10 protein-coding genes are annotated in these 14995 nt (G+C 70.2%); 7 read left to right on the top strand and 3 right to left on the bottom strand.

Annotated elements, in window-relative coordinates; translation table 11 throughout:
- Nucleotides 1-124 precede the first annotated feature (124 nt).
- The 3 genes from AB0F61_RS32680 to AB0F61_RS32670 all read right to left on the bottom strand — a co-directional run bounded on the left by AB0F61_RS32680 (nucleotide 125) and on the right by AB0F61_RS32670 (nucleotide 3642).
- Nucleotides 125-1294, bottom strand: a complete 1170-nt coding sequence (locus AB0F61_RS32680) for a cellulose binding domain-containing protein (RefSeq protein WP_357817813.1) — start codon at nucleotides 1292-1294, stop codon at nucleotides 125-127.
- Between the two features lie 290 nt (nucleotides 1295-1584).
- Nucleotides 1585-2583, bottom strand: coding sequence for an acetylxylan esterase (locus AB0F61_RS32675; protein WP_357817810.1), 999 nt, complete (start codon nucleotides 2581-2583; stop codon nucleotides 1585-1587).
- Nucleotides 2584-2604: 21 nt separating this feature from the next.
- Complete coding sequence (locus tag AB0F61_RS32670) at nucleotides 2605-3642, bottom strand: LacI family DNA-binding transcriptional regulator (RefSeq protein ID WP_357817807.1); 1038 nt, start codon at nucleotides 3640-3642, stop codon at nucleotides 2605-2607.
- 317 nt (nucleotides 3643-3959) lie between these two features.
- Here AB0F61_RS32670 and AB0F61_RS32665 point away from each other — a divergent pair, with 317 nt between their 5' ends.
- From AB0F61_RS32665 to AB0F61_RS32635, 7 genes are all read left to right on the top strand, one after another.
- The gene (locus tag AB0F61_RS32665) at nucleotides 3960-6335 is read left to right on the top strand and encodes a glycoside hydrolase family 3 N-terminal domain-containing protein (RefSeq protein WP_357817804.1); all 2376 of its coding nucleotides are present in this window, start codon (nucleotides 3960-3962) and stop codon (nucleotides 6333-6335) included.
- A gap of 12 nt (nucleotides 6336-6347) precedes the next feature.
- Complete coding sequence (locus AB0F61_RS32660; protein WP_357817801.1) at nucleotides 6348-7337, top strand: ABC transporter permease subunit; 990 nt, start codon at nucleotides 6348-6350, stop codon at nucleotides 7335-7337.
- Nucleotides 7334-8245, top strand: a complete 912-nt coding sequence (locus AB0F61_RS32655) for a carbohydrate ABC transporter permease (protein WP_357817798.1) — start codon at nucleotides 7334-7336, stop codon at nucleotides 8243-8245. The genes AB0F61_RS32660 and AB0F61_RS32655 overlap by 4 nt, the downstream gene beginning before the upstream one ends.
- A 52-nt stretch (nucleotides 8246-8297) precedes the next feature.
- A complete protein-coding gene (locus AB0F61_RS32650) occupies nucleotides 8298-9935 on the top strand; it encodes an extracellular solute-binding protein (RefSeq protein ID WP_357817795.1) in 1638 nt (545 codons plus the stop codon).
- Nucleotides 9936-10146: 211 nt separating this feature from the next.
- The gene (locus AB0F61_RS32645; protein ID WP_357817792.1) at nucleotides 10147-10833 is read left to right on the top strand and encodes a DUF624 domain-containing protein; all 687 of its coding nucleotides are present in this window, start codon (nucleotides 10147-10149) and stop codon (nucleotides 10831-10833) included.
- Complete coding sequence (locus AB0F61_RS32640) at nucleotides 10830-12860, top strand: beta-galactosidase (RefSeq protein WP_357817789.1); 2031 nt, start codon at nucleotides 10830-10832, stop codon at nucleotides 12858-12860. Before AB0F61_RS32645 ends, AB0F61_RS32640 begins: the two co-directional genes overlap by 4 nt.
- The gene (locus tag AB0F61_RS32635; protein ID WP_357817786.1) at nucleotides 12860-14974 is read left to right on the top strand and encodes an alpha-glucuronidase; all 2115 of its coding nucleotides are present in this window, start codon (nucleotides 12860-12862) and stop codon (nucleotides 14972-14974) included. Before AB0F61_RS32640 ends, AB0F61_RS32635 begins: the two co-directional genes overlap by 1 nt.
- Nucleotides 14975-14995: the final 21 nt, after the last annotated feature.

Genomic DNA, 14995 nt, shown 5'->3' with positions numbered 1-14995 from the left:
ATCGTCGACCAGGCCGATCGCGACCGCCAGCAGGGCGGCCTGGATCACCAGGTTGACCACCGGTCGACGGTGTGTCGCCAGCGCCCCCGCGAACGTCGTGCTGCCCGGCACCGCGAGGGAGATGTCAGGCGACCGCGCAGGCGGTGCCGTTGAGGGTGAACGCGGACGGCTGGCCGGAATTGCCGGTGTGGGTTGCCTGGAAGCCGATGTCGACCGAGGTGTTCGCCGCGATGGTCGAGTTGTAGGAGACGTTGCGAGCGGTCACCGCCCCGCTCGACGGGGAGTAGCTGGCATTCCAGCCGCTGGTGATGGTCTGCCCGCTGGGCAGCGTGAACGCCAGAGCCCAACCGTTGACCGGCGTGCTGCCCGTGTTGGTCACCGAGACGGATGCGGTGAGACCGTTGCCCCAGGCGTTGACCGTGTACGCGACGCGACACCCGCCGGACGGCGGGGGAGTGGTGGGTGGAGCGGTGGTCGGCGGCGCGGTGGTCGGCGGAGCCGTGGTGGGTGGAGCCGTGGTCGGAGGCGTGTCGCCGCCGATGCTGCCGGGCACCGACCGGAGAGCGTCGTACCAGGCCACGGCCATCTTGCGATAGCCGGTCGCGTTGGGGTGCACCCCGTCGGCGAGGTCGCTGAGCGTCAGGGCGCGGTACATGTCGACCAGGTGCACGCGTTTGCCGGCGGCGGCCCGGGTCTGCACGATCCCGGGAATCGCGGCGTTGTACCCCCGGACCTGGTTGTCCGCGCCCGACTTCGGGATGATCGTCGCGACGAACACGTCCGCGTTCGGGGCGGTGTTGGTGATCCGGTCGACCAGGGCGGCCAGCCGGCCCGGGGCGCCGGAGGTGTCGCCGTACATGTCGTTGGTGCCGATGTGCAGCAGCACGGTCCGGGGATTCGTGGCCCGCAACCAGGTGACGACGTTGGCGTCGATCTGGGCGATGGTCCATCCGGAATGGCCCTGGTGGTCGTGGTCGCCGAGACTGGCCGGGCCGTTGAACTGCGAGCCGACGAAGTCGATCCGGTAACCACCTGCCGTGAACCGCTGCCAGAGCTCGATTCGGTATCCACCCGGGACGTTGAACCCGTCGGTGATCGAGTCGCCGAGGGGCATCACGCGTACGCCCCCGTTGGACTCCGCGCTCGCGGGAGTGGTCGCGATCGGTACGGCCGCGGCCACGGCTGCGACGGCGGCCAGGGCCGCCCACCACAGGCGGGCTCGTCGGGGCCTCGGCGTCGTCGCGGTGGCGGGGGGTGACGGAGGGACGGGATGGCCGAGCGTTGCACTGCTCATGGGACTTCCTCTGGTGGTGAGGGTGCGCGACCACAGCGGCCACCAGGAGGACGGTCACCGCCAGGACGCGGTACGCGGGGGAGCGGGCCGCGCGGTACGACCAGGAACCCGGACGTCTGCACTGGTGGTCGTGGCGCTGCCGCTGACACTGCTCATCGATGGCCGGACGTGACAGGCCGATGAACCGTGGCGGAAGTGTGCCCTGCACCTCGCCTGAGGCACCCTAACGTGTTATCGCTAACAACGGCAATAGATCGGCGTCCGGCTATGAGTATCGACCCGGGCGGTGCTCACGTTCCGGCCGGGTGCAGCATCGAGCCGAGCCAACGTAGCTGACGTCGGACGTGCACGGCCTCGCCGCCCTCGTGACCGTTGAACGGGTAGACGTGCATCTCGCGTGCGGGCGGAACCGGCGGCCGGGCCGCCGCACCGTACTGGTTGTAGGCGGCGAAGCCGGTGCTCGGCGGGCAGACGGTGTCCCGCAGCCCGATCCCGAAATGCGCAGGCGCCGTCGCGCGTCGGGCGAAGCTCACCCCGTCGACGTAGGACAGGGTGCGCCACACCGCGTCCTCGGCCTCCCGGTGCACGGCCAGGTAGCGGGCGATCTCGCCGTACGGCGCGGGTTCGCTGAGCTGGACGGCCCGCCGCATGTCGCAGAGGAACGGGGCCGTGGTCAGCACCGCGCCGAGATCGCCGACCAGGCCGGCGACCGCCAGGGCGAGGCCGCCGCCCTGGCTGTTGCCGACCACGGCGACCCGGGTGCCGTCGACCCCCGGCAGAGCGCGGACCGCCTCGACCGCCCGGACCGCGTCGGTGATCAGACGCCGGTAGTGGTAGTCGCGCGGGTCGAGGATTCCCCAGGTGGCCGGCCAGGGCCCACCGGGTGCGCCGTGCGGGTCGGGGGTGTCCCCGGCACCGTACTGACCCGCCTGGCCCCGGTTGTCCATCAGCAGGTGGGCGTACCCGGCCGTGGGCCAGGTCAGCCGCTCGTGGGGCAGGCCGCGACCACGGCCGTAGCCGGCGTACTCGACGACGGCGGGCAGTGGCCCCGATGCCCCGGCGGGGCGGGTGTACCAGGCCCGGACGGGGTCGCCGCCGAAGCCCGCGAACGTGACGTCCCAGGAGTCGAGCAGCCGCAGGTCGGTGGACTCGGGGCGGACGTCGACGAGCACCGGCCGGGCGGTCGCCTCGGTGAGGGTGTCGCGCCAGAACTCGTCGAAGTCGTCAGGCTCGACGACCTCGGGCGCGTACCGCTTCAGATCGTCGAGCAGGGTGGCGGCGTGGGGCACGGGTCCTCGCAGGGGCTCGGGTCAGTGCGGGCTGGCGGGGGGTGCGGTGCTCTCCCGGACGACCAACTCGGTCACCAGGTCGATCCGGCTGGTCGCTGGCTCGTTGCCCCTGGTCAGGTCGAGCAGCATCTGGGTGGCGATGCCCGCCATGTCGCGCAACGGCTGGTTGATCGTGGTGAGGGCCGGGTCGGTCCAGGTGGAGACCGGCAGGTTGTCGTACCCGATCACCGACAGGTCCTCGGGCACTCGCAGGCCGCACTGGCGGGCGGCCCGCAGCACCCCCATGGCCTGGATGTCGGAGCCGGCGAAGATCGCCGTGGGTCGGGACGGCAGGCGGAGCAGTTCCAGCCCGTGGGCGTGCCCGGCTCCCGCGGAGAAGCTGCCGTAGCGGATCAGCTCACGGTCGACCGCGAGCCCGGCTTCGTCGTGGGCCGACTGGAAGCCGGCAGCGCGGGCCCGGCTGCAGAGCACATCCGGCGGCCCGGAGATGATGGCGATCCGCCGGTGCCCCAACTCCAGGAGGTGCCGGGCGGCCAGCAGGCCGCCGTTCCAGTTGTTCGACCCGACGGTCGGCACGGAGGCCGAGGTGGCGCTGTCGGTGTCGACGACGACGAACGGTATGCCCTGACGCCGCAGATGCTGCTGTTGGGCCTCGGCCAGGTGGGAGAGGACGAACACCACGCCCAACGGGCGGTCGGCGAGGATCGCGTCCAGCCATCGGGCCGGGGGCCGATGCGCGCCGTTGAGCTGGGCGACCGACAGGCCGACGCCGGCCGCGCTGGTGACCGCCTCGACACCACGCAGGATCTCCATGGCCCACCCGGTGTCGAACTCGTGGAACACGAGGTCGATCCGCCCCCCGCTGGTCGAGGGTCGCCGGGTGCGGCGTTGGTACTGGTGGCGGTCGAGGCTCGCCTCCACCCGCGCTCTGGTGCCGGGGGCGACATCACCACGTCCGTTGAGCACCTTGGACACCGTGGCGACCGAGACGCCGACGTCGTGGGCGATTGTCGCGATGGTGGTGGAGGCGGGTGGGTCGAGCGGGCGGTGCTCTGTCATCGCAGCCCCATACAGCATCCGAAATTTTCGGGAGACCTTAACACGATCGGCCGATCACGCCAGCCGTTGCGGCAGTCGTCCGGTCCGTTCGCGCGTCATTCTCCGGTGGATTTGCGACGGTGTGCCGACGGTGGGATCACCGTGTGCAGGGAACAGCCGCCGGAGTCCCACTGGGACCCTTGACACCCATCGATGGGGCACTTAGGTTGCCGAAAAGGTTGCGCAGGCTTCCGGAAAGTTTCGGATCGCGTGAACGTCCGCCACGGACCTGGTTCCACCAGGACACGGGGATGTGGCCGGAGCTAAGGGGTCATGGCATGAGAAGTCAGTTGCCCGTGCACAGCGACGCCGCGCCCTGGCGCGATCCGCGGCTGTCGCCGACCGAACGGGCCGAGGCGCTCCTGCCGTTGATGACACTCGAAGAGAAGGTCGCGCAGCTCATCGGGATCTGGGTCGGCGCGGACGCCTCCGGTGAGGGCGTCGCCCCACACCAGTCCGACATGATCACCGAACTTCCTGAGTGGAGCAGCCTCATCCAGCACGGGTTGGGTCAGCTCACCCGGCCGTTCGGCACCGCGCCGGTCGACCCGGTGCTCGGCGCCCGGTCGCTCGCCGCCTCCCAGGCGCAGATCGTCGCCGCCAGCCGGTTCGGCATTCCGGCGCAGGTGCACGAGGAGTGCCTCACCGGGTTCGCGGCCTGGCGGGCCACCGTCTACCCCACCCCGCTGAGCTGGGGCGCGTCCTTCGACCCCGAGCTGGTCGAGGCGATGGCCGACCGGATCGGGCGCTCCATGCGCGCCGCGGGCGTGCACCAGGGGCTCGCGCCGGTCCTCGACGTCACCCGCGACTACCGCTGGGGCCGTACCGAGGAGACGATCGGCGAAGACCCCTACCTGGTGGGGACGACCGGTGCCGCGTACGTGCGGGGCCTGGAGGGCGCGGGAATCGTCGCGACCCTCAAGCACTTCGCCGGCTACTCCGCCTCCCGGGGCGGGCGCAACCACGCGCCGGTGCCGATGGGTCGTCGCGAGTTGACCGACGTGATCCTGCCGCCGTTCGAGATGGCCCTGCGTCTCGGGGGCGCCCGCTCGGTGATGAACTCCTACGCCGAGATCGACGGTCTGCCCGTCGCCGCCGACGAGGACCTGCTGACCGGCCTGCTGCGCGACGAGTGGGGCTTCACCGGCCTCGTGGTCGCCGACTACTTCGCCGTCCGTTTCCTGCAGACCCTGCACGGTGTCGCCGCCGACGCCGCCGACGCCGCCCGGCTCGCCCTGCGGGCCGGGATCGACGTCGAGCTGCCCACCGTGGACGCCTTCGGCGCCCCGCTGGTCGAGGCGGTACGCCGCGGCGACGTCGACGAGGCGCTCGTCGACCGGGCGCTGCGGCGGGTGCTGATCCAGAAGATCGAGATCGGCCTGCTCGACGAGGACTGGCGGGAACTGCCAGACGACGTGGCTTCCCTGCGACTCGACGACGAGGTCAGCCAGGACGTGGCCCTACGCCTGGCCTGGGAGTCAGTCGTCCTGCTGCGCAACACCGGCGTCCTCCCGCTGCCCGTCGGTACCCGCGTCGCCCTGGTCGGCCCGGTCGCCGACGACCCGATGGCCATGCTCGGCTGCTACTCCTTCCCCAACCACGTGGGCATCCACCACGGCGACCACGGGCTCGGCCTGGAGATCCCCTCCCTGCGCGACGAGCTGGCCCGACGCGTCCCGCTGCTCAGCCACGAGCCGGGCTGCGCCATCACCGGTGCGGACACCTCAGGCATTCCGGCCGCGGTCGCCGCGGCAGCCGCCGCCGACGTGTGCGTGCTCGCCGTCGGCGACCGCGCGGGAATGTTCGGCCGGGGCACCTCCGGCGAGGGCTGCGACGCCGCCGACCTGCGGCTGCCCGGCGTACAGGCTGAACTCGTCCGGGCCGTCCTCGCCACCGGCACCCCTGTCGTCCTGGTGCTGATGACCGGTCGGCCGTACGCGCTCGGCCCGGAGTTCGACACCGCGGCGGCCGTGGTGCAGGCGTTCTTCCTCGGGCAGCTCGGCGGGCAGGCGCTCGCCGAGGTGCTCACCGGCGCGGTGAACCCGTCCGGACGGTTGCCGGTCAGTGTTCCCCGCGACGCCGGCGGACTGCCGAGCACCTACCTGGCGCCGCCGCTCGGTCGTCGCAACAAGGTCTCCTCGGTGGACCCCACCCCGGCGTACCCGTTCGGCCACGGGCTGAGCTACACCACCTTCGAGTGGTCCGACGCCACTGTGGTCGATCCGGCCGACGAGACGCCTGACACCCCGGCGGCCTGGCCGGTCGACGGCGAGGTGCGGGTGCGGATCACCGTCACCAACACCGGTGACCGTGCCGGCACCGAGGTGGTGCAGCTCTACCTGCACGACCCGGTCGCGCAGACGACCCGCCCGGTGGTCCGGCTGGTCGGCTACACGCGACTGCCGCTGGAGCCCGGCGAGGCGGCACACGTGACGTTCGGCGTACCGGCCGACCTGGCCTCGTTCAGCGGGTTGTCCGGCCGGCGGATCGTCGAGCCCGGCGAGGTGGAGCTGCGCTTCGGCCGGTCGAGCGGCGACGCGGTGGCGACCCTGGCGCTGCGGCTGACCGGCGTCGAGCGCCAGGTCGGCCACCAGCGGGAACTGCTCACGTCGGTGCGGGTGGAGCCCCTCGTGGCCGTCCCGCATTCCGCCTAGGAGGGGCCGAGGATGACATCGACTTTACGGCCACCACCGCCGGCGCCACCCCGGTCACCGGCGGAGGCGGCGAGCCCCGCCCCGCGGGCGCCGCGTCGCCGCCGGAGCTGGCGGCAGGCGCTGCGCCGGGACTGGCAGCTCTACTCGCTGGCCGTCCTGCCGCTGCTGTTCTTCCTGATCTTCAGGTATCTACCGATGCTCGGGAACGTCATCGCGTTCCGCCGGTTCAAGCCGGGCGGCAGCGTCTTCGGTGAGTACTGGGTCGGTCTGCGGTACTTCCGGATGTTCCTGAGCGACCCGACGTTCTGGGAGGTCTTCACCAACACGCTGGTGCTCGGGACGCTTACCCTGCTGTTCTGCTTCCCGTTGCCGATCGTGCTGGCGCTGATGCTCAACGAGGTGCGCGCCCGCCGGTTCAAGCGGTTCGTGCAGTCGGTGTCCTACCTGCCGCACTTCCTGTCGATCGTGATCGTGGCGGCGATGGTCATGCAGTTGACCTCGGTCGACGGCGCGGCCAACCAACTCGTCGGCCTGTTCGGTGGCGACCCGGTGGCGTTCCTGCAGAAACCGGAGTGGTTCCGCACCATCTACGTCTCGTCCGAGGTCTGGCAGACCGTCGGCTGGGGCACCATCCTCTACCTGGCCGCCCTCACCACCATCGACGAGGACCTGTACGAGGCTGCCCGGATCGACGGCGCCAGCCGGCTGCGGCAGACCTGGCACGTGACGTTGCCGGGGATCCGGCCGACGATGATGACGCTGCTGATCCTCAACATCGGCAGCTTCCTGGCGGTCGGGTTCGAGAAGATCCTGCTGCTCTACAACCCGCTTACCTACCCGACGGCGGACGTGGTCTCCACCTATCTGTTCCGGATGGGCTTCCAGTCCAGCAACTTCAGCTACGCCGCGGCCATCGGCCTCTTCGAGGCGGTGATCGGGTTGATCCTGGTCCTGACGGCGAACCTCATCTCCCGGCGCACGGTGGGGACGAGCCTGTGGTGATCCTCGGTGCCAAGAGCGACGCCCCGAAGACGCGGGGCCCGGTGGACAGTCGGGGTTACCGGATCTTCCGGATCGTCAACACGGTCGTCCTGATCGGCGTCGTGATCGTGACGCTGTTCCCGTTCCTCAACATCGTGTCCCGCTCGCTCAGCGACGAGGCGTACATCATCACGGGAAGGGTGAGCATCGTCCCGCGCGGCTTCAACATCACCGCGTACAAGCTGGTGATGTCCGACCCGATGTTCTGGACGAACTACCGCAACACAGTGGTGTACACGGTGGTCGCCACGCTCATCTCGATCGTGCTGACCACCTGTTACGCGTACGTGCTGTCGAAGCCGCAGCTCAAGGGGCGCGGCGTCCTGGTCGGCATCGCGCTGTTCACCATGTTCTTCACCGGCGGCCTGATCCCCAACTACGTGCTGGTCACCAGCCTGGGCATGAAGAACACCATCTGGGCAGTCGTGGTCCCCAACGCCATAAGCGTGTTCAACCTGTTGGTCATGAAGGCGTTCTTCGAAAGCCTGCCGACCGAGTTGGAGGAGGCCGCGGCGGTCGACGGGCTGAACACGTACGGCATCCTGCTGCGGATCGTGCTGCCGTTGTCGAAGGCGATCATCGCGACGATGGTGCTCTTCTACGCGGTGGCGTTCTGGAACTCGTGGTTCAGCGCGTTTCTCTACATGGACCGGCAGGAACTGTTGCCGGTCACCGTGTACCTGCGCAACCTGATCGTGGGTGCCACCGACGCGCAGGAGGCGGGGGCCGCCGAGGCCGATGTCGTGCAGGCCGCGGCCACTTTGCAGGCCGTGACGATCGTGCTGACCACCCTGCCGATCCTGGCGGTCTACCCCTTCGTCCAACGGTACTTCGTCCGCGGCGTGATGCTCGGCGCGGTCAAGGGGTGACGCCACGCCACACCGCTCCACATTCGAATCCCCACCACCGAAAGGACGAGCCATGCTCCACAAGACGTGGCGCCGGGTGGCGTTAGCCACCGCGGGTCTGCTCGCGCTCACCCTCAGCACCGCCTGTTCCGAGGACCCCGGCGAGTCGACGGACCTCTCGGAGAACAAGGTCGGGGCGATGGCCAGCTACGGCGTCGGCGACCAGTTCAAGGCCACCGAGGCGCTCTCCTTCTCCACCCTCTACAACAACCACACGTTCTACCCCCTCAAGGAAGACTGGCTGTTCTGGTCGGAGCTGACCAAGCGGACCAACGTCAAGATCGAGCCGGTCGCCGTTCCGCTCAGCGACTACGAGCAGAAACGCAGCCTGCTGATCGGCGCCGGGGACGCCCCGCTGATCATCCCGAAGACGTACCACCCGCAGGAGGACGCGTTCGTGGCCTCCGGGGCGATCCTTCCGGTGAGTGACTACCTGGATCTGATGCCCAACCTCAAGGACAAGATCGCCAAGTGGAACCTCAAGCCGGAGATCGACAACCTGCGGCAGGCCGACGGTAAGTTTTACCTGCTGCCCGGCATGCACGAGAAGCCCACGCAGGACTACACGGTGCTGGTGCGCACCGACATCATGCAGGAGCTCAACCTCCCGGTCCCGAAGACCTGGGACGACCTGTACACGGTGCTCAAGGCGATGAAGGCGAAGTACCCGAACGTCTACCCGTACTCCGACCTGTTCAGCAAGCCCAACCCGACCGGTGCGCTGCTGAACCTCCTCGGCTCGGCCCACGGCACCTACGCGGGCTGGGACTTCCAGCACGCCACCTGGAACCCGGCGGAGAAGAAGTTCACCTACACCGGCGCGTCCGAGCAGTACAAGCAGATGGTCACGTTCCTGCACAAGCTCGTGGCCGAGGGCCTGCTCGACCCGGAGAGCTTCACCCAGACCGACGACCAGGCACGCCAGAAGCTCGCCAACGGCAAGTCCTTCGTGGTCACCGGCAACGCGCAGACGCTTGTCAACAACCACCGGCCCGACCTGGCCAAGACCCTGCCGAACGCGAAGATGGCCAAGATCCCGCTGCCGGTCGGCCCGGCCGGTGAGATCAACCCCTTCCCCCGGCTGGAGAACGGCATCATGATCTCCTCGAAGGCGCGGGAGAGCAAGAACTTCGTCGCCATGATGCAGTTCATCGACTGGCTGTGGTATTCGGACGCCGGCATGGAGTTCGCCCGCTGGGGCGTCGAGGGCACCACCTTCACCAAGGACGCGTCCGGCAAGCGCTCGGTCACGCCCGACGTCGACGTCCTCGGGCTCAACCCGAAGGGCACCAAGCACCTGCAGAAGGACTTCGGCTTCTACAACGGCGTCTTCGCCTACGGCGGCACTCCGGATCTGGTCCGTGGGTTCTTCTCCCCGGAGGAGCTGGAGTTCCAGAAGGTGATGGACGCCCGCAAGCCGAGGGAGGTTCCCCCGCCGCACCCGTTCACCGACGAGGAACGCGAGCAGGTGTCGCTCTGGGAGACCCCGCTGAAGGACTTCGTCACCCAGAACACGCTCAAGTTCGCCCTCGGTCAGCGGCCCCTCAGCGAGTGGGACGCCTACGTGGCCGAGCTGAAGGCCAAGAACTCCGAGCAGTACATCGAGCTGGTCAACAAGGCGTACGAGCGGTTCCAGAAGGACAACGGCTGATCAGCGGGGAGTCCGGGCGGGCGGTCACCAGGGCCCGACCGGACTCCCCGACGACCACCGGCCCGGGGCGCGCGGGTGACCCGCTCGCCCGCGGGCAGGACCACCGGAGGACGGCAATGCGCAGCACCGTGCCCGACCAGCCCACCGGCCGCCGCACCGACGCGTGGCGGCGCTGCGTCGGCAGCTGCCGTTCCGAGCGGAGGGACCAGCCGTGAGCACCGCGCGCACCTGGCGACAGTTCGGCGACGGGCCACTGTCGCGGATCACCTCGCGGGTCTACATCCTGCTCGTCGTCGAGCTGCTGTTCCTGCTCACCACAGTGCCCGGCCTGCTCCCGATACTGCTGCTGGGCCGCGATGCGAGCAACCTGCCGCTGGCCGCCGTCCTGCTGGTGCCGGTCGGCCCGGCGATCTCGGCTGCCCTGTACGCGCTGCGCCACCAACGCACCGACCTGACCGACCTGCGGCCCGCCACCGTCTTCTGGCGCGGGTACCGGGCCAATCTGTCCGGGGCGCTGCGCGTCTGGGTGCCGGCGCTGCTGTGGCTGACCGTGCTCGCCGTGAACCTCGCCTACCGGGGCGCGGTCGGCCTGCCGGGGTGGTGGGCGGTGCCGCTGGTCCTGCTCGCCGTGGGTGTGACGCTCTGTGCGGCGAACGCCCTGGTGATCACCTCGCTGTTCGACTTCCGCACTCGGGACGTTCTTCGACTGGCCGTGCACTTCCTCGTCCGTACCCCGGGTGTCACAGTCGGCAACGCGTTGCTGCTGGCGGCGGCGGCCGCGGTCACCGCGGTCTTCTCCGAGGTGGTGCTCGCGATGCTCGGCTCGGTCGCGGTCCTGGCGTTGCTGCGCGTCAGCGACCCGATGGTCCGGCTGATTCAGAAGGAGTTCACCCGATGAGCCTGCCCGCCACCGTCAAGGTGCCCTTCGGGGGCGACTACAACCCGGAACAGTGGCCCGAGGACGTCTGGAAGCAGGACTACCGTCTCTTCGACACCGCTCGGATCGACCTGGTCACCATCGGCGTGTTCGACTGGGCGCTCTGCCAGCCCGCCGAGGACGTGTACGACTTCGCGTTGCTGGACCGGATCGTCGAACGGGCCGCCGCGGAGGGGCGCGGGATCTGCCTGGCGACCGGCACCGGCGCTCACCCGCCGTGGCTGGCGAAGGCGTACCCGGAGGTGACCCGGACCGACTTCGAGGGTCGCAAGCACCGGTTCGGCCAGCGGCACAACTCCTGCCCCAGCTCCCCGGTCTTCCGCCGGCTCTCCGTCGAGCTGGCCCGCCGGATCGCCCGCCGGTACGCCGACAACCCGGCGGTCATCGCCTGGCACGTCGGCAACGAGTACGGCGGGGCCTGCTACTGCGAGCTCTGCGCGGCCGGCTTCCGGGACTGGCTGCGGCACCGCTACGGCACCCTCGACGACCTGAACGCGGCCTGGTACACCAGCTTCTGGTCGCACACCTTCACCGACTGGGACCAGATCGAGCCGCCGTCGGCGCTCACCGAGCACTGGCGGGGGCCGGACCACACCGCGTTCCAGGGCATCACCCTGGACTACCTGCGGTTCACCTCGGACGCCATGCTCACCAACTTCCACGACGAGAAGGCCGCCATCCGTGAGTCCAGCCCGGACCTACCGGTGACGACAAACTTCATGGGCCTGTACCGGCCTATCGACTACCACCGCTGGGCCGCGCACCTGGACTTCGCCTCGTGGGACAACTACCCGCCGAACGACGAGTCGGCGGCCCGGATGGCGCTGACCCACGACCTGATGCGTGGGCTCAAGGACGGCCAACCGTTCTGGTTGATGGAACAGTCGCCGGGCGCCACCTCGTGCCGGGACGTCAACCCGCTGAAGCGACCCGGCCTGATGCGGCTGTGGAGTTGGCAGGCGGTCGCGCACGGCGCCGACGCGGTGCTGTTCTTCCAGCTCCGCGCCGCCCGGGGCGCGAGCGAGAAATACCACGGCGCCGTCATCGGTCACGCCAGTCGCTCCGACACCCGGGTGTTCCGGGAGGTCGCCGAGCTGGGCGTCGAACTGGACCGGTTCGGCCCGGTGTCGCTGGGAGCGCGGACCCCGGCCCGGGTGGCGCTGCTGTTCGACTGGGACAGCTGGTGGGCGTTGGAGATCTCCGACGGCCCGTCCCGGCTGGTCCGCTACCAGGAGGTCGTGCTCGCCTACCACCGCGCGCTCTGGGACGCCGGCGTGGACCTGGACGTCGTCGCGGTGACCCACGACCTGTCCCGCTACGACGTGGTCGTCGCGCCGGCCCTGCACATGCTCAAGGGTGATCTGCCGCAGCGCCTGGAGGCGGTGGCGGCGCGCGGCGGTTCGGTGCTCACCACCTACCTGTCGGGTCGGGTGGACGAGAACGACCAGGCTTTCCTGATGGACGTGCCCGGCCCGCTGGGTCAGCTACTGGGTGTCCGGGTCGACGAGTGGGACGCGCGCGGCCCGGAGACGGTCAACCCGGTCCGTCTCGGCGCCGGCCCGGACCAGCTCGACGTCGAGGCGCGACTGCTGTTCGAACTGGTGATTCCGCAGGGCGCGGCGGTGGTCGGCACCTACCAGGCCGACTTCTACGCGGGCACCCCGGCGGTGACCCGCAACTCCTTCGGCGCCGGCGACGGCTGGTACGTGGCTGCCGGTCTGGACCAGGCCGGGGTGTCCTGGGTGGTGCGGCAGGTGCTGGCACGGCACGACGTGCTCGGCCCCTACCCGGACGTACCGGACCTGGAATCCGCCGTGCGGGTCGCGCCGGACGGAACGCGGCTGCTGTTCCTGCTCAACCACAGTGCCGAGCCGGTCGAGGTGACCGCCGGAAGCAGTGGCGTCGACCTGCTCACCGGTCACCGCACGACGACCGGTGCGGCCTTGCCGCTGCCGGCGTACGGTGTCGTCGTGCTACGGGAGGATTGATGAACGCCGAAGAGTGGGTGGACCTGGAGCAGTTGATGTTCGTCGAGGAACCACTGGGCAGTGACGAGCCGCCCGTACACCCGGCCTGGCTGCCACCGGAGGCGTTCCGGACCCTCGGCGCGCGCCGCGTTCTCGTCCACGGTGACGGGTTGCTCGTCGACACCGTGCTCGACGAGGTCTCGCGGGCCTGCGCGCGCTACGGCGGGCGGGTGTGGCACAACCCCTCCTGGGACGTCGACGTCGACCTGGTGCTCGCCCTGCGTGGCGCGGGCGAACTGCCCGCTGCGGCGGCGGCGGTGGCGCGTGACGAGGTCGGCGGCGGGACGCTCGGCGACGAGGGGTTCCTGCTGGCCCGCGACGGACAGGTGACGGTGGTGCTGGCCGAGGCGCCCGCCGGCCTGCTGTACGGGCTCTTCCACGTGGTCCGGCTCTGCGCGGCGGCCTTCGACCCGGCCCGCCCGCCGGAGCGGCACCGGCCCGCGCTGCGTCGGCGGATGCTGAACCACTGGGACAACGTGGCAGTGCACCCGGTGATGGGCCAGGTCGAGCGGGGTTACGCGGGCGGCTCGATCTTCTGGCAGGACGGCCGACCGCGCGGCGACCTGGCCCGGATCCGGGAGTACGGGCGGCTGTTGGCGGCGAGCGGCGTCAACGCCATCTCGGTGAACAACGTGAACGTCGCCCGTACCGAGGCGCTGCTGCTCACCGACCGGCTCGGCGACGTGGCCGAGATCGCCGACGTGCTGCGCCCGTACGGCATCCGGGTGCACCTGTCGGTCACCTTTGCCGCGCCGATGGTCCTCGGCGGCCTGTCGACCGCCGACCCGCTGGACGAGAAGGTGCGGGGCTGGTGGGCGGAGACCACCCGCAACGTCCACGACCGCATTCCCGACTTCGGCGGCTACGTGGTGAAAGCCGACTCCGAGGGACAGCCCGGCCCGTTCAGCTACGGGCGGGACCACGCCGACGGGGCGAACCTGCTCGCCGACGCGCTCGCCCCGCACGGGGGAGTGGTGCACTGGCGGGCGTTCGTCTACAACCACCACCAGGACTGGCGGGACCGGTCGACCGACCGGGCCCGCGCCGCGTACGACCACTTCGCCCCACTCGACGGGCGGTTCCGCACCAACGTGGTACTCCAGGTGAAGTACGGGCCGGTGGACTTCCAGACCCGTGAGCCGGTCTCCCCGGTGATCGCCGCGATGCCCGCCACCCGACTGGCGGTGGAGTTGCAGGTCACGCAGGAATACACAGGCCAGCAGCGACACGTCTGCCACCTCGGCCCGTTGTGGAGTGAGGTGCTGCGGTTCGAGCCCTGGGGGCCGGGCGGGCGGGCGGTGGCCGACCTGGTGGCGGGGGCGGCGGGTGCTGGCGGTGGCCTCGTCGCGGTCGCCAACACCGGCGACGACAGGTTCTGGACCGGGCACCCGTTGGCGCAGGCCAACCTGTACTCGTTCGGGCGGCTCGCCTGGGATCCGCGGCTGGACCCGACGGCGGTCCTCGACGAGTGGATGACGCTCACCTTCCCGCCGTCGGCCACCGCCGACCCGGAGCTGGTGCGGCGGACGCTGCACGAGATCATGGACGACTCGTGGCGCACCTACGAGCGGTACACCGCCCCGTTGGGCGTCGGCTTCATGGTCAACCCCGCCGGCCACTACGGTCCGGGTGTCGACGGGTACGAGTACTCGCGGTGGGGCACCTACCACTTCGCCGACCGCGACGGCGTCGGCGTGGACCGCAGCCGCGCGTCGGGCACCGGCTTCGCCGGGCAGTACCCGCCGTACTGGGCCGAGGTGTACGAGACGCCGGAGAGCTGCCCCGACGAGCTGCTGCTCTTCTTCCACCACGTGCCGTACCAGCACGTCCTGCGCAGCGGCTCGACAGTCATCCAGCACATCTACGACACGCACTTCGCCGGTGTCGAGGAGGTGGCGGCGATGCGACGGAGGTGGCAGACGCTGAACGGGATGATCGACCCGGCCGTGTACGAGCGGGTGGCCGAACGCCTCGACGAGCAGATGCGGTCCGCCACCGAGTGGCGCGACCAGATCAACACGTACTTCTTCCGCAAGTCCGGGGTGCCGGACGAGCGGGGGCGGCGCATCCACTGAGCCGGCCGGGCTACGGCGGCG

The sequence above is a fragment of the Micromonospora sp. NPDC023888 genome, from assembly GCF_040639415.1.
Classification (GTDB): domain Bacteria; phylum Actinomycetota; class Actinomycetes; order Mycobacteriales; family Micromonosporaceae; genus Micromonospora.
Note: the sequence above shows the minus strand (reverse complement) of the source record. Positions and strands in the feature narration are given on the sequence as shown.

Bases quoted from the DNA above. Each gene is read 5' to 3' on its own strand.
- AB0F61_RS32680 (WP_357817813.1), bottom strand. From the start codon at position 1,294: ATGAGCAGTGCAACGCTCGGCCATCCCGTCCCTCCGTCACCCCCCGCC.
- AB0F61_RS32670 (WP_357817807.1), bottom strand. From the start codon at position 3,642: ATGACAGAGCACCGCCCGCTCGACCCACCCGCCTCCACCACCATCGCG.
- AB0F61_RS32665 (WP_357817804.1), top strand. From the start codon at position 3,960: ATGAGAAGTCAGTTGCCCGTGCACAGCGACGCCGCGCCCTGGCGCGAT.
- AB0F61_RS32660 (WP_357817801.1), top strand. From the start codon at position 6,348: ATGACATCGACTTTACGGCCACCACCGCCGGCGCCACCCCGGTCACCG.
- AB0F61_RS32650 (WP_357817795.1), top strand. From the start codon at position 8,298: ATGCTCCACAAGACGTGGCGCCGGGTGGCGTTAGCCACCGCGGGTCTG.
- AB0F61_RS32640 (WP_357817789.1), top strand. From the start codon at position 10,830: ATGAGCCTGCCCGCCACCGTCAAGGTGCCCTTCGGGGGCGACTACAAC.
- AB0F61_RS32635 (WP_357817786.1), top strand. From the start codon at position 12,860: ATGAACGCCGAAGAGTGGGTGGACCTGGAGCAGTTGATGTTCGTCGAG.